18 protein-coding genes are annotated in these 20026 nt (G+C 67.2%); 5 read left to right on the top strand and 13 right to left on the bottom strand.

All coding sequences use genetic code 11. From position 1 onward, the window contains the following. Nucleotides 1-222: 222 nt before the first annotated feature. From hutU to hutI, 4 genes are read right to left on the bottom strand one after another with little or no spacing between them, the layout of a single operon-like run. Nucleotides 223-1899 (bottom strand): urocanate hydratase, encoded by a 1677-nt coding sequence (gene hutU, locus ACXYMR_RS13510; RefSeq protein WP_458943428.1) that lies wholly within the window; start codon nt 1897-1899, stop codon nt 223-225. A gap of 8 nt (nt 1900-1907) precedes the next feature. Further along, a complete protein-coding gene (gene hutG, locus ACXYMR_RS13505) occupies nt 1908-2732 on the bottom strand; it encodes an N-formylglutamate deformylase (protein WP_458943427.1) in 825 nt (274 codons plus the stop codon). Further along, a complete protein-coding gene (gene hutH / locus ACXYMR_RS13500; protein WP_458943426.1) occupies nt 2729-4261 on the bottom strand; it encodes a histidine ammonia-lyase in 1533 nt (510 codons plus the stop codon). The genes hutG and hutH overlap by 4 nt, the downstream gene beginning before the upstream one ends. Next, entirely contained in the window at nt 4252-5460 is a 1209-nt protein-coding gene (gene hutI, locus ACXYMR_RS13495; RefSeq protein ID WP_458943425.1) for an imidazolonepropionase, read from the bottom strand. Before hutI ends, hutH begins: the two co-directional genes overlap by 10 nt. A gap of 78 nt (nt 5461-5538) precedes the next feature. Between hutI and ACXYMR_RS13490 the strand changes: the two genes are divergently transcribed. Continuing rightward, nucleotides 5539-6918 (top strand): formimidoylglutamate deiminase, encoded by a 1380-nt coding sequence (locus tag ACXYMR_RS13490; RefSeq protein ID WP_458943424.1) that lies wholly within the window; start codon nt 5539-5541, stop codon nt 6916-6918. Further along, entirely contained in the window at nt 6918-7661 is a 744-nt protein-coding gene (hutC, locus tag ACXYMR_RS13485) for a histidine utilization repressor (RefSeq protein ID WP_458943422.1), read from the top strand. The genes ACXYMR_RS13490 and hutC overlap by 1 nt, the downstream gene beginning before the upstream one ends. 19 nt (nt 7662-7680) lie before the next feature. Here hutC and ACXYMR_RS13480 read toward each other — a convergent pair whose 3' ends face one another. From ACXYMR_RS13480 to ACXYMR_RS13440, 9 genes are read right to left on the bottom strand one after another with little or no spacing between them, the layout of a single operon-like run. Then, complete coding sequence (locus tag ACXYMR_RS13480) at nt 7681-8874, bottom strand: serine hydrolase domain-containing protein (RefSeq protein WP_458943420.1); 1194 nt, start codon at nt 8872-8874, stop codon at nt 7681-7683. 24 nt (nt 8875-8898) lie between these two features. Continuing rightward, on the bottom strand, nt 8899-10917 hold the full coding sequence (locus tag ACXYMR_RS13475; protein WP_458943419.1) for a TonB-dependent receptor: 2019 nt from the start codon (nt 10915-10917) through the stop codon (nt 8899-8901). A gap of 1 nt (nt 10918) precedes the next feature. Beyond that, complete coding sequence (hisIE, locus tag ACXYMR_RS13470) at nt 10919-11539, bottom strand: bifunctional phosphoribosyl-AMP cyclohydrolase/phosphoribosyl-ATP diphosphatase HisIE (protein WP_458943418.1); 621 nt, start codon at nt 11537-11539, stop codon at nt 10919-10921. Next, nucleotides 11536-12303, bottom strand: coding sequence for an imidazole glycerol phosphate synthase subunit HisF (hisF, locus tag ACXYMR_RS13465; protein ID WP_458943417.1), 768 nt, complete (start codon nt 12301-12303; stop codon nt 11536-11538). Before hisF ends, hisIE begins: the two co-directional genes overlap by 4 nt. Beyond that, a complete protein-coding gene (locus ACXYMR_RS13460) occupies nt 12285-13019 on the bottom strand; it encodes a 1-(5-phosphoribosyl)-5-[(5-phosphoribosylamino)methylideneamino]imidazole-4-carboxamide isomerase (RefSeq protein ID WP_458943416.1) in 735 nt (244 codons plus the stop codon). The genes hisF and ACXYMR_RS13460 overlap by 19 nt, the downstream gene beginning before the upstream one ends. Then, the gene (gene hisH / locus ACXYMR_RS13455) at nt 13016-13615 is read right to left on the bottom strand and encodes an imidazole glycerol phosphate synthase subunit HisH (RefSeq protein WP_458943414.1); all 600 of its coding nucleotides are present in this window, start codon (nt 13613-13615) and stop codon (nt 13016-13018) included. The genes ACXYMR_RS13460 and hisH overlap by 4 nt, the downstream gene beginning before the upstream one ends. Then, nucleotides 13612-15507 (bottom strand): histidinol dehydrogenase, encoded by a 1896-nt coding sequence (hisD, locus tag ACXYMR_RS13450; RefSeq protein ID WP_458943413.1) that lies wholly within the window; start codon nt 15505-15507, stop codon nt 13612-13614. The genes hisH and hisD overlap by 4 nt, the downstream gene beginning before the upstream one ends. 10 nt (nt 15508-15517) lie before the next feature. Then, nucleotides 15518-16399: an ATP phosphoribosyltransferase gene (gene hisG, locus ACXYMR_RS13445; RefSeq protein ID WP_458943412.1), complete on the bottom strand. Its 882-nt coding sequence runs from the start codon at nt 16397-16399 to the stop codon at nt 15518-15520. After that, complete coding sequence (locus tag ACXYMR_RS13440; protein ID WP_458943411.1) at nt 16396-16710, bottom strand: YerC/YecD family TrpR-related protein; 315 nt, start codon at nt 16708-16710, stop codon at nt 16396-16398. The genes hisG and ACXYMR_RS13440 overlap by 4 nt, the downstream gene beginning before the upstream one ends. Nucleotides 16711-17002: 292 nt before the next feature. Here ACXYMR_RS13440 and ACXYMR_RS13435 point away from each other — a divergent pair, with 292 nt between their 5' ends. From ACXYMR_RS13435 to ACXYMR_RS13425, 3 genes are all read left to right on the top strand, one after another. Then, entirely contained in the window at nt 17003-17314 is a 312-nt protein-coding gene (locus ACXYMR_RS13435; protein ID WP_458943410.1) for an ArsR/SmtB family transcription factor, read from the top strand. A 70-nt stretch (nt 17315-17384) separates the two neighbouring features. After that, nucleotides 17385-18254 carry an MBL fold metallo-hydrolase gene (locus ACXYMR_RS13430; RefSeq protein ID WP_458943409.1) on the top strand — a complete coding sequence of 290 codons (870 nt, stop codon included), beginning with the start codon at nt 17385-17387 and terminating at the stop codon, nt 18252-18254. Beyond that, nucleotides 18244-20013, top strand: coding sequence for a SulP family inorganic anion transporter (locus tag ACXYMR_RS13425; protein WP_458943407.1), 1770 nt, complete (start codon nt 18244-18246; stop codon nt 20011-20013). Before ACXYMR_RS13430 ends, ACXYMR_RS13425 begins: the two co-directional genes overlap by 11 nt. Nucleotides 20014-20026 lie beyond the last annotated feature (13 nt).

The raw sequence follows: 20026 nt of genomic DNA, 5'->3' as shown, positions 1-20026 counted from the left end.
TCCGGGGGACCTCAGCTATCCAGCCCGCCGCACCTGCCTCGCTCGTCCTTCAGACCGGTTAGCTGAGGTCCCCCGGATGCCCGCTCCGCGGTCCCCGTGGGATGACGGTGAAAGGCTGTGTTGCCGGCGCTCGCACGTCGCGAAAATCATAAGCGTCAGAAATCGCGCGACAGAATCTCGAACGCCCGGGGATTTCGGAATGATCCTCCCAGTCTTCCGCTATCAACCCTCGAGCGACGGCAGATCCAGCCCCTGCTCGCGCGCACACTCCCGCGCAATGTCATAGCCCGCATCGGCATGGCGCATCACGCCGGTTGCCGGGTCGTTCCACAGCACGCGCTCGACCCGCCGCGCCGCCTCCGGCGTGCCGTCGGCCATCACCACCTGGCCGGAGTGCAGCGAATAGCCCATGCCGACGCCGCCGCCATGGTGCAGCGACACCCAGGTGGCGCCCGAAGCGGTGTTCAGGAGCGCGTTCAGGAGCGGCCAGTCAGCCACCGCGTCGGAGCCGTCCATCATGCCCTCGGTCTCGCGGTTGGGGCTGGCCACCGAGCCGGAGTCCAGGTGATCGCGGCCGATCACCACAGGCGCCTTGAGCTCGCCGGTGCGCACCATCTCGTTGAAGGCCAGGCCGAGCTTGTGGCGCTCGCCCAGCCCGACCCAGCAGATGCGCGCCGGCAGGCCCTGGAACTGGATCTTCTCGCGCGCCATGTCGAGCCAGCGGTGCAGGCCCTCATTGTCGGGGATCAGCTCCTTCACACGTGCGTCGGTCTTGTAGATATCCTCCGGGTCGCCGGACAGTGCAGCCCAGCGGAACGGGCCGATGCCGCGGCAGAAGAGCGGCCGGATATAGGCCGGCACGAAGCCCGGGAAATCGAAAGCGTTCTCGACTCCCATGTCCTGGGCCATCTGGCGGATATTATTGCCGTAATCGAGCGTCGGAATGCCCTGCTCCCAGAAAGCCAGCATGGCCTTGACCTGGGTCGCCATGGACAGTTTGGCGGCCTTCTCGACGGCGTCGGGGTCGGTCTCGCGCATCTTCTCCCACTGGTCGAGCGACCAGCCGGCCGGCAGGTAGCCATTGACCGGGTCGTGGGCCGAGGTCTGGTCGGTGACCATGTCCGGCTTGATGCCGCGCGTGACCAGTTCCGGGAAGACCTCCGCCGCATTGCCGAGCAGGCCGACCGACACGGCCTCGCCCTTCGCGCAGGCTTCATTGATGATCGCCATCGCCTCGTCGAGCGTGTCGGCGCGGCGATCGAGATAGCCGGTCTTCAGGCGCATCTCGATCCGGCTCGGCTGGCATTCCACGGCCAGCATCGAGGCCCCGGCCATGGTCGCCGCCAGCGGCTGCGCCCCGCCCATGCCGCCCAGCCCGCCGGTCAGGATCCACTTGCCCGTGAGGTCGCCGCCATAATGCTGGCGCCCGGCCTCCATGAAGGTCTCGTAGGTGCCCTGCACGATGCCCTGCGAGCCGATGTAGATCCACGAGCCGGCCGTCATCTGGCCGTACATCATCAGGCCCTTGCGATCGAGTTCGCGGAAATGCTCCCAATTGGCCCAGTTCGGCACCAGGTTGGAATTGGCGATCAGCACGCGCGGCGCGTCGGCGTGCGTGCGAAACACCCCGACCGGCTTGCCGGATTGAACCAGCAGCGTCTCGTCCTCCTTCAAGCGCTTCAGCGTCGCCACGATCCGGTCGAAACTGGCCCAGTCACGCGCTGCCCGGCCGATGCCGCCATAGACGACCAGTTCCTCGGGCTTTTCAGCGACGTCCGGGTCGAGATTGTTCATCAGCATGCGCAGCGGGGCCTCGGCGGCCCAGTGCGTCGCTTCCAGCTCATTACCGCGGCGGGCCCGGATCACGCGTGAATTGTCGAGGCGGGGATTTTCGGACATGTCGGAACTCACTTCACTTCACCGGAATAGAGGATGCGGGCGGCGTCGAGCACGGCCTGCAGGGTGTCCTTCAAGGCCGCGCGCAGGATGTCGGCACGCGCCTCGTCAAACGTCCAGGGCGGCGTCTCGCTCATGTAGACGGCCTGCGACAATTCCATCTGCAGGGCGTGCACATTCTGGCCCGGACGGCCATAGGCGCGGGTGATCCAGCCGCCCTTGAAACGGCCATTGACGATCGAGGAGAACTCCTCGTGATCCATCATCGCCTTGACCGCCCAGCGCTCGATCAGGCGGTCGCAGCTCTCGCCCCCGAACGTGCCCAGATTGAGCTCCGGCAGCGTGCCCTCGAACAGGCGCGGCACTTGCGAGGCGATCGAGTGGGCGTCCCACAACACCGCATAGCCGTGCTCCTTGCGGGTCTCGACGATGAGCTCGGTCAGCGCCTTGTGATACGGGTCCCAATAGCGCGTGCGCCGGTCTTCGACCTCGTCATCGTCGGGCTCTTCGCCAGGCTTGTAGATGGGCCGGCCATCGAACAGCGTCGTCGGCACCATGTCCGTGGAGGCGCGCCCCGGATACAAGGCCTGCCCGGTCGGATCACGATTGAGATCAACGACATATCGCGAATAATTCGCCTTGAGGACGGAAGCGTCCAGGCGGTCCAGAAAGTCGTACAGCCGGGGTATGTGCCAGTCCGTGTCCGGCAGGTCGCGCGCTTCGCCTGTCGTTCGTTCGGCCCAGTCGGCCTGCAACGCCTCGGGGATGGCGGTACCAGAATGCGGCATCGACACGATCAGCGGCGAAGTCCCGGACTTGAGGTCGTAGACGGTCATGAAGTGATCCCTGGCAAGACCCCGCCAGTCTCGGCCAGCTTGCCCGACGCGACAAGCGTCTGGGCTGCGGCGATGTCGGTGGCGAAATAGCGGTCATCGCCATAGGGCGGCACGTCCTGTCGCAGGCAGGCGCGGACCGCCTCGAGCCGGGGCGAGCTCTCCAGCCCGACGTGGAAATCAACACCCTGCGCCGCGCACAACAGCTCGATACCGACCACGCCGTGCAGGTTGTCGGCCATCTTGAGCAAGCGATAGGCGCCATGCGTCGCCATCGAGACATGGTCTTCCTGGTTGGCGCTGGTGGGGATGCTGTCGACCGAGGCCGGATAGGCCTTCTGCTTGTTCTCCGAAACCAGCGCCGCCGCCGTGACATGGGCGATCATGAAGCCCGAATTGATGCCCGGATTGGGCGTCAGGAAGGCCGGCAGGCCGCTCACCGCAGGATCGGTCAGCAGGGCGATGCGGCGCTCCGAGATCGAGCCGATCTCGCACGCCGCCATGGCGATCTGGTCGGCCGCGAAGGCGACCGGCTCGGCGTGGAAATTGCCGCCGGAAATGGCCTCGCCGCTATCGGTGAAGATGAGCGGGTTGTCGGTCACCGCATTGGCTTCGCGGGCCAGCACCTGGCCGGCCTGGCGCAGCAGGTCGAGCACCGCGCCCATGACCTGGGGCTGGCAGCGCAGGCAGTAGGGATCCTGGATCTTCTCGCAGCCGCCATGGCTGGCCAGGATGGCCGACCCGTCGAGCAGGTCGCGCAGTGCCGCCGCGACGTCGATCTGGCCCGGCTGGCCCCGCAGCGCGTGGATGCGCGCATCGAACGGTGCCACCGAGCCCTTGGCCGCGTCGACACTGAGCGCGCCGCTGACCAGAGCCGCCTGGAAACCGCGCTCGATCTCGAACAGGCCGGCCAGCGCCAGCGCCGTCGAGGTCTGGGTGCCGTTGAGCAGGGCCAGGCCCTCCTTCGGTCCCAGCGCGACCGGCTCGAGCCCGGCCTTGGCCAGGGCCTCGCGGGCCGGCATGCGCTCGCCCTGCCATGTCGCCTCGCCCTCGCCGATCAGTGCTGCGCTCATGTGGGCCAGCGGGGCCAGATCGCCCGACGCGCCGACCGAACCCTGGGCCGGGATAACCGGCAGCACGTCCTTGTCGAGCATGGCCTGCATGGCCTCGATGGTTGACCAGCGCACGCCAGACGCGCCTCGTCCGAGACTGGCCAGCTTGAGCGCCATGACCAGGCGCACGATCGGCGCCGGCAGGGCTTCGCCAATGCCGGCCGCATGGGACAGCACCAACCGCGTCTGCAGCACCGCCAGCTCGTCATCGGCGATACGGGTCTGCGCCAGCTTGCCGAATCCGGTGTTGAGCCCGTAGACGGCCCGGCCCGAGGCAATCAGGTCTTCCACCGTACGCGCGGCCGCGTCGACTTGGCCCCTGGCGCTGTCGGCGATCTCCAGTTCCGCCCCGCGATAGATGGCGGCCCAGTCGGCCAGCTTCATGCGGCCCGGTTCGATGATTATCCGGCTCACAGCCATTCTCCACCCAGGATGCGGCCATGCAGCGGCCGCTTGCCAATCCATTGTACAAGTTCGGAGGGTCGCTCGATGTCCCAGATCGCCAGGTCCGCGAGCTTGCCGACCTCCACCGTGCCGATCGTGTCGGCCATGCCCAGCGCCCGCGCCGCATTGCGCGTCATGCCCGCCAGCACTTCCTCCACGGTCAGCCCGAACAGGGTGGCCGCCATATTGCCGGCGGTCAGCAGCGAGACCAGCGGCGAGGTGCCCGGATTGCAATCCGTCGCAATCGCCATGTCGACGCCCGCTTGCCGCATCTTGTCCACAGGCGGCAGCTGGGTTTCGCGCAGTGTGTAGAACGCGCCCGGCAACAGGACGCCAACCGTGCCCGCCTTGGCCATGGCGGCCAGCCCGTCCTCGGTCGAATACTCGATATGGTCGGCCGACAGGCCCTCGAATTCGGCCACCAGCCTGGCCCCGCCCGTGTCCGACAACTGGTCGGCATGCAGGCGGACCGGCAAGCCGGCATTGCGGGCGGCAATGAACAGGCGGCGGGTTTCCTCCGGCGTGAATCCGATGCCCTCGCAATAGGCGTCGACGCTGTCGGCCAGGCCCGTCCGGGCCGCCTCGCGCACCAGCGGAATGCACACCTCGTCGATGTAGGCACTGCTGCGCCCCTCGTATTCCGGCGGCACGGCATGCGCTGCCAGCAGGCTGACATGAACCCGCATGCCCGACACCAGGCCGACGCTGCGCGCCGCCTTGAGCATGGTCATCTCCGCCTCGACGGACAGCCCGTAGCCGGTCTTGATCTCGATCGTGCCGACGCCTTCGGCGGCCAGGCTGTCGAGCCGCGTCAGCGCACCGGCTGCCAGTTCCGCCGCCCCCGCCTTGCGGGTCGCTTCAACGGTGCGCCGGATACCGCCGCCGGAGCGGGCGATATCGGCATAGCTTTCACCCTTGAGGCGACGCTCGAACTCGTCCGAGCGCTCGCCGGCAAAAATCAGGTGTGTGTGGCAGTCGACCAGTGCCGGGGTGACCCAGCGCCCTTCCAGGCTTTCGATCACATCTGGGTTATCGGGCGCCTCGCGGGTCGGCCCGATCCAGGCGATCTGATCGCCGGAGATTCCGATGGCAACGCCTTCCATGGCACCAAAAGCGGTCTCGCCCGGCACCATCGTGGCCACCCGGGCGTCCGTGAGCAGGCGGTCGATCCGCATGGCTTTACCCTTTGCAATGGCTTATTTGTCTATACATAAAAGCCGGGTATTGAGTCTGTCCAGCCGGGACGCACCGCAATGACTGAGTTTTACATCGACCATGTCCTGCTGCCGGACGGCTGGGCATCCTCGCAACATCTCGTCGTCGACGAGACCGGACAGATCGCCGGCCTTAACCGGGTCGACACGCCGCCGCCGGCGGCCCGCCGCCTTGGTACAGTGATCCCCGGCCTGGCCAATCTGCACTCGCATGGCTTCCAGCGCGGCATGGCCGGGCTGAGCGAACGCCGCGGCTCCGGCCAGGACAGTTTCTGGTCCTGGCGCGAGACGATGTACGCCTTCAATGATCATCTCGACCCCGACCAGGTCGAAGCCATCACCGCCCTGGCCTATGCCGAGATGCTGGAATCCGGTTTTACCAGCGTCGGCGAGTTCCACTACCTGCACCATGACCGAGATGGTACGCCCTTTGCCGATCCGGCCGAGATGGCCGGCCGGGTCGCCGCCGCGGCGGCGCATACCGGCATCGCCCTGACCCTGCTGCCCGTCTTCTACCGCCATGGGGGTTTCAACCAGGCCGAGCCGGGTCCCCGGCAACGCCGCTTCCTCAACACGCCCGACACCTACGCCGCGCTGCATGAGGCGGCCCGCCGTCACATCGGGCAGCTGGACCATGCCCGGCTCGGCATCGCCCCCCACTCCCTGCGCGCCGCTTCAGTCGACGACATTTCAGCCATTCTGCCGCTTGTGGAAAACCCGGACAGTCGCGACCCGGTCCACATCCATGTCGCCGAACAGACCGCCGAGGTCGAGGCCTGCATCGACGCCAATGGCCGTCGCCCGGTCCGCTTCCTGATGGAACATTTCGACATCGGCGAAGCCTGGTGCCTGGTACACGCCACCCATCTCGATGCCGGGGAGTGTTCGGCCCTCGCCCGCTCCGGCGCCGTCGCCGGCCTGTGCCCGCTGACCGAAGCCAATCTGGGCGACGGTCTGTTCCCGGCTGCCGAATACCTGGCCGAAGGCGGTCGTTTCGGGATCGGATCGGACAGTCACATCCGCATCGACCTGCCCGAAGAACTGCGCCTGCTTGAATACGGCGCCCGCCTCGGCGCCCGCCAGCGCAATGTCCTGGCCCTGCCAGGTGGCCATACCGGCCGTCACCTGTTCGAGGGGGCACTGGCCGGCGGGGCCCGGGCGCTGGCCCAGCCGGCCGCCGGGATCGCCGTCGGCCAGCGCGCAGACCTGGTCGAACTCGACACGTCGCACCTGGTCCTGGAAGGGCGCAGCGGCGACACCATGCTCGACAGCTGGCTGTTCTGTGGCGACAGCCGCCAGGTCCGCCGCGTTTTCGTGGGCGGCCGCCTGCGCGTTGACGGGGGCCGGGTCCCGGACCGCGACGCCATCGAGACCCGCTACCGCGCGGCAATGCACGCCCTGCGGTCGGAGATGGCCTGATGCGCGCCTGGCCAAGCGAACTCACCCTCGATGGCGACGGGCCGGTCTACGACCAGGTCAAGCGGGCGGTGGCCCAACTGATCCGCTCCGGCGACTGGCCACCGGGCACCCGCATCCCGTCGGAAGCCGACATGGTCACCCACCTTGGCACCTCGCGCATGACCATCAACCGGGCCCTGCGCGAACTCACCGAGGAGGGCCTCATTGTGCGCCGCCGCCGGGCCGGCAGTTTCGTTGCCCAGCCGGAGCCCCCGTCCGCCCTGCTGCGCATCGTCGACATGTCACACGCCATTCCCAAGGCCGGCCAGGCGTATGGCTATGATTGTCAGTCCTCGCAGACCGTGCCCGCCGACGACGAGATCGCCCGGCGCATGCAATTGCCGCGTGGCGCACGCCTGCAGGCCTTGCGCTGCCTGCACACCGCGGACGGTCTGCCGCTGGAACTGGAAGAACGCTGGATCAATCTCGACCTGCTGCCCGAAGCCGCCCACATCGACTTCAACGACGTCTCGCCCGGCAGCTGGCTGCTCAAGGCCGCGCCGTGGACGGAAGCGGAGCACACCGTGTCCGCCATCAATGCCGATGAAGCCCTCGCCGAAGCGCTTGACATCGCGCCGGGTGCGGCCTGCCTGGTGCTCGAACGTCGCACCTTCCACGACAATGTCGTGGTCACCTATGCCCGCCTCACCCATCCCGGCGAGCGCCATTCAATGACGGAACGTTTCGCGCCGGGCAGGCACTGAAGCAGGCGGCGAAACGCGATCAGTCTTCCAGCGCCTGCATCAAATGCTCGATGAAGGCCCCGCGCTGGCTCGCCTCGATCCAGCGCACCACCGCCACCAGGCGGTGCTCGGGGTCGACGTAGATCATGTTCGCGCCCGCGCCGAGATAGGCAAAACTGTCAGCCGGCGCTGCCTCCACCGCAATGGCCGCGCGGGCGTCGCCCGGCGTGTTTAGGAAGAAATTCATGTAGCCATAGGACGGCATGACGTCGGTCGGGCTGAGCGACGCCTCGAACCAGTCGTCGGACAGCACCTGCCTGTCGCCCCAGCGCCCGCGGCGTTCTCCCAGCAGACCCAGTCGCGCCTGGTCATAGGCCGAGAGCATCATGCCGCCGCCCCAGTGCCCGCCGCCGGAGACCGACCACATGTCCTCCCCATTGATCTCGACCCATGAGTTCTCGTAGCCGTGCCATTCCCAGCGCCCGTCCGAGCCGATCGGCTCCATGATGCGCTCTGCCAGTACCTCCGGCAGAGGGCGTTGCCAGACATGCAGCGCCGCCAGCGCCAGGGCGTTGACCCGGACATCATTGTATTCCCAGGCGGTACCCGGTTCGGGCGGTCCGGCGACCAGGTCGCTGGCCGGATTGTCCCGCGCCGGGCGATCCGCCCAGGCCGGCTTGCCGAACAGGTCGCCCCACCAGCCGGAGGTCTGGCGCAGCATCTGGTCCCAGGTGATGTCACGATTGTGGTCTGTATGAAAACGCTCGTCCCCGACCAACGCCGAGACCGGCGTGTCGACGCCGGGGATCAGCCCGTCATCGACGGCCAGTCCGACCACGTGGGACAGGAAGGTCTTGGAGATCGAGAACGTCATATCGACGCGCTCCGGCTCGCCCCATTCGGCGACGATATAACCGTCGCGCAGGATGATGCCCGACGGCGCACCGCGCGGCCTCAGTTCGCCCAGCGGGCTGGAATGCGGCTCGTGGGCCCAGCGCAGAGGCACCATCAGGCTGAGGTCGCGGACATCAATGCCCTCCCACCCCTCCGGCACCTGGGTCTCGCTGGCAATGGCGAAATCGATGGCCTGCTGCAGCGCCACCGGGTCCAGCCCCAGCTCGTCCGGGTCGCGGCGCTCCCAATTGGCGTCCCCACGCGGCGGCACGTAATCCTGAGCCACACCCGCGCCGCCCAGGACCAGACCGGCCAAACCGGCCATGACAAGCTTCAACATGGATCGCCTCCCCATCGACTTGAGTTACCGCACCAGACGCACACCCACAGTCAAACCGCGCGGCTCGCCCGGGAAATAGCGCGCATTGCCAAACGCGAAATCGGCTCGTTCAGCATAGCGGACATCGGCCAGATTGCGCACCCGGCCAAACAAGGTGGCGCCGGGCCGCATGTCCCAGCTGGCGCCGACTGAGACCAGGTCGTGCCCGTCATACTCCCGGCTGTTGGCGGCATCCATGGCATAGGCGCCGACATGCTGCCAGCTGACGTCGAGGGTCGTGTCCGGCATCGGCGACCAGACCAGCCCGGCCTGCCACAGCCAGCGCGGTGCCGTGTCGACATCATCGCCGGAGCGAATACTCTCGCCGGCGCGGCCCACCGGACGATCGAAGGCGTAGGTGTGGCGGGCCCAGCTGCCGGTCGCCTCGACGACGAGCTTGGGAGTGACAACCCATTCCGCGTCGACTTCGATGCCGACATGATCTGTCGCCCCGTCGGTGACATTGAAACCGTCGGCATCGCGGAAGAAGACATTGCGCTTCTCCATGGCGAAGGCGACGATCTCCAGCCGACCCGTTCCGGCTTGCGCCCAGCGCCAGCCCAGCTCGGCACTGTCCAGCACGACCGGTTCGATGCGAGCCGTTTCCTGGCCCGGCTGGAGCCGGTAAAGCTCCGCCGTCTGCGGTGCACGGCTGCCACGCGCCACCCGACCAAAGACCCGCGACCGGTCACTCACCGCCAGGGTAAAACCTGCATGCGGCGTCAGCGTCTCGAAGTCATCGCTGCGGTCGGCCCGCCTGAGGAAGCGCCCGACCGTGTTGTCCGGCAGGTGGTTGTCGTAATCATACTCCGTCCGCTCGCCCCTCACACCGGCCTGCACGGCCAGCGCCGGCGTGACCTGCCAGCGGCCCTGGGCATACAGGGCCAGGCTCTGGGCCTCGACCGTGTAGTCGTAATGCTCGCCCTGCACGAAGGAGAATATCGTCGGCCGCGATTGCGTCTCGCGCAACTCACCCCGGCTCTCCTCGACATCCAGCCCCAGGGCCAGCCGCGTCCGCCCATCCTCGCGCACCAGCGCCGACTGGACCCCCACCGAGGCATGCCCGCTCTCCTCGAGGGCCTCGGAGGGCAGGAAGTGCATCAGGAAGTCCATCTCGTTGGCGCGCACATAGGGCGTCGCCGTCACCGACCAGTGCTCACTCAATGGACGGTCCAGCCGCAGCGCCAGACGCAGGGCGACCGCATCGCGGAACGCCTCCGGGTCAGCATTGCGTTTCGACGCCTCGCGGTCGCGATAGGCGTCGTCACCGCCGACATAGCCGGCGGTTTCCTGGTGCAGCTGGACAAACGCTCCGGTCAACCGCCAGCGCGTCTCGCCGGCCTGACCGTCGGCCCTGACCAGGACGCGGCCGTGCTCCAGCCCGGCCTCATCGCGCCAGCCGGCCTCATGGCGAAAGCTGGCGGCCAGGAGGGCAGATGTCGCCTCGCCGCGCCGCACCAGCCGCGCCCGCCCGGAAGTCCGCCCCAGACTGCCGAGCGCGACCTCCACCATCTCCGGCGCCGTTTGCGGGTCGGGGGTCAGCGTGTTGACCAGCCCGTGCAGCGCATTGGAACCGTAGAGCGCCGGCCCGGGCCCGCGCAGCACTTCCACTCCGCCGGCCAGATCGCCGACATCCTCGAACAGCCCGTTCACATTGGCGAAGCCGGCCGCGCGCAGCGGCACTCCGTCCTCGAGGTAGAGAAAGGAGCCGGCCCCGTCACCGCCGGTCAGGACAGGCGAGCGGATCGAGGTGAGGTGTTCCGCGCCATTGCCACGATTGATGAATACACCTGCCTCGCCGTTAAGCAGTTCGGAGGGGTGCTGGGCCCCCACCCGGTCTATCGTGGCACCGTCAATGACACTGATCGGCTGGATGGCCGCATCCCGGCTCTCGCCCTGCCGGTCCCCGGTCACCACGATGACATCGTCGACCGCCTGCGCGGCCATGGCAGGTGCGACCGGGCCGGCAAGAGCCAACAGGCTGGCAAGCGCGCGCGCCGGCATGCTACGAGCTGGCCCGAACGACATGCCGCTTGCGCAGCACCTCGATCACGTCATCCAGGCTCAGATCCTTGGATTCCAGCAGCACCATCAGGTGGAAGATGAGGTCGGCCGACTCGGCCGTCAGCGCCGCCTTGTTCTCCGACACCGCCGCCATCGCCACTTCGACACCCTCCTCGCCGACCTTCTGGGCCGGACGCTTGGGCGCCTTGGCCAGCAGGCTGCCGACATAGGAGGTCTTTGAGTTCTCCTTGCGCCGCTTGCGGATCACCTTGCGCAGATAGCCCAGATAGCCCAGTCCCGGCCCCGGGTCATCGCCGAAACAGCTGACCGTGCCGGTATGGCAGACCGGGCCTTTCGGCTTGACCTCGACGAGCAGCGTGTCGCGGTCGCAATCCATGGCCATGGAGACCAGCTTCATCGTGTTGCCGGAGGTCTCGCCCTTCTTCCACAGCGCCTGCCGGCTGCGCGAATAGAAGTGTACCTTGCCGGTCCGCTCGGTTTCGGCCAGCGCCTCCCGGTTCATGTATCCGAGCATGAGGACCTGCCGCGTGGCGGCATCCTGGATAATGGCAGGGATCAGCCCCTCGCCCTTGTCCCAGTCGAGGCTGGTGGCATCAATCATGTGCGGACCCTGATGTTCTCGCTGGCCAGCCAGGTCTTCAGACCGGCCGGCGTCATTACCGACTTGTGGAACACGCTGGCAGCCAGCGCGCCATCGACCTTGGCCTGTTCGAAGACCGTTTTGAAGTGCTCTTTGCGGCCCGCCCCGCCCGACGCGATCAGCGGTGTCGTGCAGACCTCGCGGGCCGCCTGCAATTGCTCGATGTCATAGCCCTCGCGCACCCCGTCCTGGTCCATGCAGTTGAGCACGATCTCGCCGGCGCCGCGGTCGACCACCTCGGGGATCCAGTCCAGCGTGGCGCGGTGCACCGCCTCGGTCTTGTCCGGGTCCCCGGTGAACTGGTGCACCCGCCACACGCCGTCGATGGTGCGGCTGTCGATACCGACCACCACGCACTGGCTGCCAAACTCGCTGGCCAGTGCGTCGACGAGCTCCGGCGCCTGCAGGGCCGGCGTGTTGACCGAGATCTTGTCGGCCCCGGCGAACAGCCGGGCCCGCGCATCATCGACGCTGCGGATGCCGCCGGCCACGCAGAACGGTATATCAATGGCCCGGGCCACCCGGCTGACCCATTCCGGCTCCACTGTCCGCCCGCGCGTGCTTGCCGCGATGTCATAGAAAACCAGTTCATCAGCCCCTTCGGCCGAATAGCGGGTAGCCAGTTCGACGATGTCGCCGACATCCTCGTGGTCGCGAAAGCGCACGCCCTTGACGACACGGCCATCGCGCACGTCGAGGCAGGGAATTATGCGTCTTGCAAGCATGCCAGCGCCTCCTCGACGGTGAACCGGCCCTCATACAGCGCCTTGCCGCAAATCGCCCCGGCCGCACCGCTTTTCGCGGAGGCGATCAAATCGTCAAGGCTGGCGACACCGCCGGACGCCTGCCAGGCGACATCGGGGTAATCGCACGCCAGTCGGGCGTAGAGCTCGAGATTGGGGCCGGACAACTGCCCGTCGCGCGATATATCGGTCACCAGTGCATGGCGCAGACCGCGGCTGGCATAGGCGGCCAGCACCTCATCGAGCGTCGTGTCGACGGCCTCCGTCCACCCTTTCACGGCCGGCTGGTAGCCATCTCCCGCAGGACGAACGTCGAAGGCCAGGGTCAGGCGGTCGCCACCTAATTCGTCCAGCCACTCGATGACCTGGTTCGGCGCCGTCGCCGCCAGCGACCCGATCACCACCCGACTGGCACCGGCGTCCAGCAGGCGCTCGATGTCGCGGCGTGACCTGACCCCGCCGCCGGTTTGCAGCTTTAGCCCGGTGTCAGCGATCGCAGCCACGCTGCCGCCGAGCTGGCGCGTGCCGTCGCGCGCGCCCGACAGGTCAACGACATGCACCCAGTCAGCCCCGGCCTCGCGGAACCGCCGCGCCGCCGCGACCGGGTCGTCGCCATATTCCGTGACGGCGTCGAACTCGCCCTTGTCCAGCCGCACCACGCGACCGTCGAGAATATCAATTGCAGGATAGAGGATCACAGGGGCAGACTCGCGAAATTGGTGAGAATACGGGCACCGGCAGGGCCGGAGCGCTCGGGGTGGAACTGGCACCCCATGATGTTGTCCTGGGCGACCAGCGCCGACACCGGCTGGCCGTAATTGGCAATCGCCCGCGTGACCGGTCCCGGCGCCACCTGGAAGCCGTGCACGAAATAGACATAAGCCCCCGGATCGAGGCCCTCCAGCAAGGGCACTTCGCCGGCTTCGAATTCCAGGGCATTCCAGCCCATGTGCGGCCACACCAGTCCTTCGCCGCGCGGCAGCCTTTCCACATCACCCGGCAACAGGCCCAGACAGCCCACATTGCCCTCCTCGGACCGCTCGAACAGCATCTGCATGCCGAGGCAGATACCGAGCAATGGCCGTCGCTCGCGCTGCAGCGCCCTGAGCCAGCCACGCTCGACCAGCCGCTGCATGGCCGGCCCGGCTGCGCCGACGCCGGGCAGGATCAGGCGTTCACTGTTGACCAGCGCCGCCGGCGTCTGGCCGACGGTGTAGCCCAGCCCGGCCCGTTCCAGCGCAAAGCGCATCGACGCCAGGTTGGCGCACCCGGTATCAATCAGACCGATACTCATGCCAACACGCCCTTGGTCGACGGCAGGACATCGTCCTCGATGCGCACGGCCTGGCGCAGCGCCCGACCGAAGGCCTTGAAACAGCTCTCCACCATGTGGTGGGCATTCTCGCCCTCGACCCGGACATGAATGGCCGCGGCCATCGACTCGGCCAGCGAGCGAAAGGCGTGCGGGGTCATCTCGATCGGGAACTCGCCCAGATCACCGGCCGGCAGCTCGCCTTCAAAGCGGGCAAATGGCCGCCCGGACAGATCAATCCATACCCCGGCCCGTGTCTCGTCCATCGGCAGCTCGAACCCGAACCGGGCGATGCCGCGCTTGTCACCCAGAGCCTCGCGCAGGGCCTCGCCGAGGGTCAGACAGACGTCCTCGATGGTGTGGTGGCCGTCAATGTGCAGGTCGCCCTCGACGCTGACGTCGAGCGAAAAACCGCCGTGCCGGGCGATCTGCTCGAGCATGTGGTCGAAATAGCCGATGCCAGTGGCAATCCGGCTCGGCCCGGTGCGCTCGAGGTCGACCGTGACCACGACATCGGTTTCCGCCGTCTTGCGCCGCCGGCTCGCCGCGCGCCGCTTCGAGGCTTTTTCGTCCGTCTCCCGGACCGCTTCGCGCCGCAGCCGCATGGCCCGGGCATGGGCGTCCAGCCCTTCCAGCGCCGCCAGGCGCTCAACCGTCGGGGCAATCGCCGCCGCGCCGGCCTCGCTGGCGGTCAAGATGGTCGTGGTCTTCTGGAAGGCCTCGACGGTGACACCGCCATAGCTGCGCGCCGCGCCGCCGGTGGGCAGCGTGTGATTGGGTCCGGCCGCATAGTCGCCGGCCGCCTCCGGGGTCCACGGACCGACAAAGATCGAGCCTGCATTGCGCACAAGACCGGCCAGGCGCTCGGCCCCGTCGACCTGGATGATCAGGTGTTCCGGCGCCCATTCATTGGCAATCTCGGCTGCCTCCTCGAGGCTCTCGCAGACCACGGCCTTGGCCTTAGCCATCGCCGTCCGCGCGATCTCGGCCCGCGGCAGGTCGGCAAGCTGGCGCTCCACCGCTGCCGTGACCGCGCCGACCGTGTCCGCACGCAGGGCGACCAGGATGATCTGCGCCATCGGGTCGTGCTCGGCCTGCGACAGCAGGTCGGCGGCCACGAATTCCGCATCGGCCTGGCTGTCGGCGATCACCATGACCTCGCTGGGCCCCGCCGGCAGGTCCGCCGCCGGTCCGCCCGACCGGGTCGACACATAGGCCTTGGCCGCCGCTACATAGGCATTGCCCGGGCCGAAGATCTTGTCGGCCTTCGGCAGGCCGGCACAGCCCGTCGCCAGAGCGGCCACGGCCTGGGCCCCGCCCAAGGCATAGACCTCGTCAATCCCCAGCAGGCTGGCCGCCGCCAGCAGCCCGCGATTGACGCCCTGAGGGCCTTCCGGCGGCGCCACAACCACGATCCGCGGCACACCGGCCAGCTGGGCGGGCACCGCCAGCATGACCAGGGTCGAAACGAGCGGAGCACTGCCGGCCGGCACATAGAGGGCCGCCACGTCGACCGGACTGGCCCGCCGCCGGGCCGTCACGCCCGGCCAGGTCTCGACGCTGTAGGAGGAGTAGCCCTGCGGCGTGTGAAAACGGCGCACGGCGTCGGCTGCCGCCTTGATCGCTTCGGCATCCGCGTCATCCAGCTCGGCTCGCGCCGCCTCGATGGTCTCGGCCGGCACCCGGAAACTCTCCGGAGCATAGCCGTCCAGCTGCAGCGCATAGGCGCGAACCGCCGCCTCACCCCGGGCCTCGACGGCGTCGACAATCGAGCGCGCCGCGTCGACGGCCGAACCGAGGTCGGCCTCGGCACGCAGCAACATGGCCCGACGCGCCTCTGCGTCGGCCTGCGACCAGTTGAATATCTCGAGCATCGACGTGTCCTCAGGCCAGCATTTTTTCGATTGGCAGAACCAATATGGCGCGCGCGCCCTCCGCTTCCAGCGCTTCCAGGGTTTCCCAGAACACACGCTCGCGGCAGACGGCATGCAAGGCGACGACGTCCTCGCGGCCGGCGACCTGGGCAATGGTCGGCGCGTCGGCTCCCGGCAGCAGCGCCCGAATGGCGTCGAGCCGGTCGCGCGGCGCGTTGAGCATGATGTACTTGGTCTGGGCCGACGCCATCACGCCATCGGCCCGGCGCATCAGAACCTGGGCGATGGCGTCAGCTTCCGGCGACCGGTTTTCACGCCGGCGCACCAGCACCGCCTCGCTTTCGAGAACCGTCTCGAAGGCCACCAGCCCGTTGGCTTCCAGCGTCGCACCGGAAGACACCAGGTCACAGATCACGTCGGCAATGCCGAGCCGCGGCGCCACTTCCACCGAGCCCCGCATTTCCACGATTTCCGCCTCGATGCCGCGGTCGGCCAGGAAGCGCTGCGTGATTGCCGGATAGGAGGTGGCAATGGCCCGGCCAGCCAGGTCCTCGACCTTGCGGATATCGCTGTCGCGCGGCGCTGCCAGCTTGAGCGTGCAACCGGCAAACCCGAGGCGCAGGGCGATCTCGAGGCCTTGCGAACGGGTGCCTGTCAGCTGCTCCTCGCGCAGCACGTTCTCGCCGACGATACCGTAATCACAGGCGCCGGACGCGACGAAATTGGGAATATCGTCATCGCGCACCCGCATCAGGTCGACCGGCATGTTCTCTGCCCGCTGGTGCAGCTTGTCGCGACCATAGGAGAAGCGCAGGCCACAGCGCTTGAACAGGTCGAGGCCGCCTTCGGCCAGACGGCCCTTGCTCTGAACGGCGATACGCAAACGGGTCATGAATTCTGTCCTTTGACTCGGTCGAGAATGGTGCGGTAGCCGCGCCAGGGTTCCTGCGACAGGAAGCGAGCGACCCGGGTCACCGTGGTCGTGCTGGCCCCGGTCGCCTCGCTGATCTCGCGATAGGTCTTGCCGCCCTCGTCGAGCAGGCGGGCGACCCGCCAGCGCTCGGCCAGGGTCTTGATTTCTCCCGGCGTCAACAGGTCACGCAGGAACCGGTTCAGTTCCTCGCCCGTATCGGCCAGCTGGATTGCCTCGCCCAGCAGGGCAAGGTCTTCGTCCATCGTCGATTTGTCCGGTTTCGCGTCCATGTCACGCCTCCTGAGCGCCGATATAACGTATTAGCGCACTAACACAAGAAGACATGTGCATTAATCGCAGAAAGGCGGGTTTTCCTGCGTGCGTGGCTCAATCTCACAGCGTCCGCCGCCCCTCCATGGAGCCATCTGGTCGCCCGAAATCCCCGGAATGCTCGCCAGTGACCGCGATGCCCGGGTCACCAAGTCCGCTACAATCAGACCATCAGAGTGGACACGCCGCTGGGTCGCAGTCATAATTGCAGAAATTTGTAGATACAGAAGTTCAGGAGTTTGCAGTTTCTCGATGTTGCACGATGACATGATCCCGATCGCCGGCGAGGTCGCCGAGCTGATGAAGACGCTGGCCCACCCCAGCCGTCTTCTGGCCCTGTGCGCCTTGATCGACCGGGAGCACTCTGTCGGGGAGCTGGCCGAAACCACGGGCCTGCGCGCCCAGGCCATGTCGCAACAACTGGCCATCCTGCGAAACAAAGGACTGGTCACGACCCGGCGAGACGGCCAGACCATCTATTACAGCCTGGCCGATGCCCGCATCCGCCAGCTCATGCAGACCCTGTACAGGACCTATTGCGATCCCGATGCATCGCAGCCATGAATATGCAAACTTGCGCAACTACGCACATTCCCTATATGGTCTGCGTGACCAAGCGAATTAGAGACCTGAAATGACCGCCAAACCCGACATCAAAGCCTTCTTCGACGAAGCCACTTTCACGGTCAGCTATGTCGTCTCCGACCCGGCGACCAGGAAAGCGGCCGTGATCGATTCGGTGCTCGACTATGATCCTGCCGCCGGTCGCACGAGCACCGATTCCGCCGACAAGCTCATTGCTTTCGTGCGCGAGCAGGAATTCGAGGTCGAATGGGTGCTGGAGACCCATGTTCACGCCGACCACCTCTCCGCCGCGCCTTACGTCCAGTCAAAGCTCGGCGGCACGATCGCCATTGGCGAAAACGTGTCCCAGCTGGAAAACGTGTTCGGCGAACTCTTCGGCGAAGGCGCCGGCCTCGACAGGATAAGCAGCCGCTTCGGACACCTGTTCAAGGATGGCGAGCGTTTCTCCATTGGCTCGATCGAGGCCGAAGCGATCTGGACGCCGGGCCATACACCGGCCTGCATGGTCTACCATATCGGCGACTCCGCCTTCGTCGGCGACACCCTGTTCATGCCTGATTTCGGCACCGCGCGCTGCGACTTCCCCGGCGGCGACGCGCACGAACTGTTCAGGTCGATCCAGAAGATTTACGCCCTGCCCGACGAGACCCGATTGTTCATGTGCCACGACTACCAGGCCCCGGGCCGCAATTACTTCGCCTGGGAAACCACGGTGGCCGAACAGAAGGCCAAAAACATCCATGTGCGCGCCGACACGGCCGAGGACGATTTCGTGGCCATGCGCAAGGCGCGTGACGCGACGCTCGGCATGCCCAAGCTGATCCTGCCGTCCGTCCAGGTGAACTTGCGGGCCGGCGAACTGCCCGAACCGGAAGACAATGGCCGGCGATATCTGAAGATCCCGCTCAATGAGCTCTGATCCGCGCGCCCGTTTCGCCGCCTGGCTGCCTGCCCTGACCTGGCTGGATGGCTATGGCCGCCGTCAGCTCACTGCCGACGGGCTGGCCGGACTGGTCACGGCCATCCTGCTGATCCCGCAGAGCCTGGCCTATGCGTTGCTCGCCGGCCTGCCGCCGCAGGCCGGGCTGTATGCCTCCATCCTGCCCCTGATCGCCTACGCGCTGTACGGCTCCAGCCGGGTGCTGGCGGTTGGACCCGTCGCCGTGGTGTCGCTGATGACCGCTGCGGCCATTGGCAATCTAGGCCTCGACAACCCGGCCCAGCAGATCGCCGCAGCCGGCGCTTTGGCCCTGCTCTCCTCGGTCTTCCTCCTCGGCTTCGGCCTGCTGCGCCTGGGCAGTGTTGCCAACTTTCTCAGTCGCCCTGTAGTCGAGGCCTTCATCACCGCCTCGACCGTCCTCATCATTGCCAGCCAGCTGCGCCACTTTCTGGGCGTTGAGATGGAAGGCGCGACCCTGCCCGAACTGGCCGTCTCCTTCGCCGCGGGCTTTGACGGCATCAATCCGGTCGCCCTAGTCGTCGGCCTGGCCAGCCTCGCGGCGCTGGTCGCCGCGCGTTCCAGCCTGCCCGCCCTACTGACCCGTATCGGCGTGCCCGGGACTGTCGCCACCAGCATCTCGCGGGCCGCGCCCGCCGCCCTGGTCGCCATTGCCGCCTTGGCCGCCTTCTATTTCCAACTCAATGCCCGCAGTGACCTCGCCATTGTCGGCGACCTGCCCTCCGGACTGCCGCCTTTCGCCGTGCCGCTGGTGCCTCTCGAGACCTGGCGCGCCCTGATCGGGCCGGCTGCCCTGATTTCCCTGATCGGTTTCGTGGAAAGCGTCTCGGTGGGCCAGTCCCTGGCGGCCCGGCGCCGCGAGACCATCAACCCCAATCGCGAACTCGTCGCCCTCGGCGCCTCGAACGCCGCTGCGGCCCTTTCCGGAGGCTACCCGGTGACCGGCGGCTTCGCCCGTTCGGTGGTCAATGAACAGGCGGGCGCCGAAACTCCCTTTGCCGGCATTTTCACCGCCATTGTCATCCTTGCAGTGGCCGCCTGGTTCACCCCGGCCTTCTACCATCTGCCCAAGGCCACCCTTGCGGCCACCATCCTCGCAGCGATCTGGAAGCTGGCCGATTTCCGCGCTGCCTGGCATGCCTGGCAATACTCGAAGGCCGATGGCGCGGCCGCATTCCTCACCCTGTTCGGTGTTCTGTTCCTCGGTGTCGAGATCGGGCTGACCATCGGCGTCGCCGTGTCCGTCGGCCTGGTCCTGCAGGCCTCGATCAGCCCGCACTGGGCCCGCGTCGGCCAGGTTCCGGGCACCCAGCACTTCCGCAATGTGAACCGGCATGACGTCATCGTCTCGCCCCACGTCATCTCGCTGCGCATCGACGAGGCGCTGTACTTTGCCAATGCCCGTTTCCTCGAGGACCTGCTGGCCCGCACCGTCGCCGACAACCCGGACACCACCGACATCGTGCTGATGTTCCCGGCCGTCAATTTCGTCGATGCCAGTGCTCTGGGCAGCCTGCGCGCCATCAACCGCCGCCTTGCCGACGCCGATGTCCGCCTGCACCTGTCGGAGGTCAAGGGACCGGTGGCCGACCGCCTGATCGGGGCCGGCCTGTTCGACGAGCTCAGCGGCGAGGTCTTCCTGTCCCATTACGCCGCCATGCGAGCCCTAGACCCGACCACCACCCAATCCGCCGAAGCCGGTCCGGCTCACCCGGGCTGACGGCTCCCGCTTT

It is taken from the genome of Maricaulis sp. CAU 1757, from assembly GCF_054482675.1.
The sequence above is the reverse complement of the archived record's forward strand: the minus strand, read 5'-3'. Positions and strand labels throughout refer to the sequence as shown.

Excerpts from the sequence above, each read along its gene's own strand:
- hisG (WP_458943412.1), bottom strand. The coding sequence starts at position 16,399 with ATGACCCGTTTGCGTATCGCCGTTCAGAGCAAGGGCCGTCTGGCCGAA.
- hisIE (WP_458943418.1), bottom strand. The coding sequence starts at position 11,539 with ATGATTGATGCCACCAGCCTCGACTGGGACAAGGGCGAGGGGCTGATC.
- hutG (WP_458943427.1), bottom strand. The coding sequence starts at position 2,732 with ATGACCGTCTACGACCTCAAGTCCGGGACTTCGCCGCTGATCGTGTCG.
- ACXYMR_RS13440 (WP_458943411.1), bottom strand. The coding sequence starts at position 16,710 with ATGGACGCGAAACCGGACAAATCGACGATGGACGAAGACCTTGCCCTG.
- ACXYMR_RS13490 (WP_458943424.1), top strand. The coding sequence starts at position 5,539 with ATGACTGAGTTTTACATCGACCATGTCCTGCTGCCGGACGGCTGGGCA.
- ACXYMR_RS13480 (WP_458943420.1), bottom strand. The coding sequence starts at position 8,874 with ATGTTGAAGCTTGTCATGGCCGGTTTGGCCGGTCTGGTCCTGGGCGGC.
- ACXYMR_RS13430 (WP_458943409.1), top strand. The coding sequence starts at position 17,385 with ATGACCGCCAAACCCGACATCAAAGCCTTCTTCGACGAAGCCACTTTC.
- hutH (WP_458943426.1), bottom strand. The coding sequence starts at position 4,261 with ATGGCTGTGAGCCGGATAATCATCGAACCGGGCCGCATGAAGCTGGCC.
- hutC (WP_458943422.1), top strand. The coding sequence starts at position 6,918 with ATGCGCGCCTGGCCAAGCGAACTCACCCTCGATGGCGACGGGCCGGTC.
- hisD (WP_458943413.1), bottom strand. The coding sequence starts at position 15,507 with ATGCTCGAGATATTCAACTGGTCGCAGGCCGACGCAGAGGCGCGTCGG.
- hisF (WP_458943417.1), bottom strand. The coding sequence starts at position 12,303 with ATGCTTGCAAGACGCATAATTCCCTGCCTCGACGTGCGCGATGGCCGT.
- hutU (WP_458943428.1), bottom strand. The coding sequence starts at position 1,899 with ATGTCCGAAAATCCCCGCCTCGACAATTCACGCGTGATCCGGGCCCGC.
- hutI (WP_458943425.1), bottom strand. The coding sequence starts at position 5,460 with ATGCGGATCGACCGCCTGCTCACGGACGCCCGGGTGGCCACGATGGTG.
- ACXYMR_RS13435 (WP_458943410.1), top strand. The coding sequence starts at position 17,003 with ATGTTGCACGATGACATGATCCCGATCGCCGGCGAGGTCGCCGAGCTG.
- ACXYMR_RS13475 (WP_458943419.1), bottom strand. The coding sequence starts at position 10,917 with ATGCCGGCGCGCGCGCTTGCCAGCCTGTTGGCTCTTGCCGGCCCGGTC.
- hisH (WP_458943414.1), bottom strand. The coding sequence starts at position 13,615 with ATGAGTATCGGTCTGATTGATACCGGGTGCGCCAACCTGGCGTCGATG.
- ACXYMR_RS13425 (WP_458943407.1), top strand. The coding sequence starts at position 18,244 with ATGAGCTCTGATCCGCGCGCCCGTTTCGCCGCCTGGCTGCCTGCCCTG.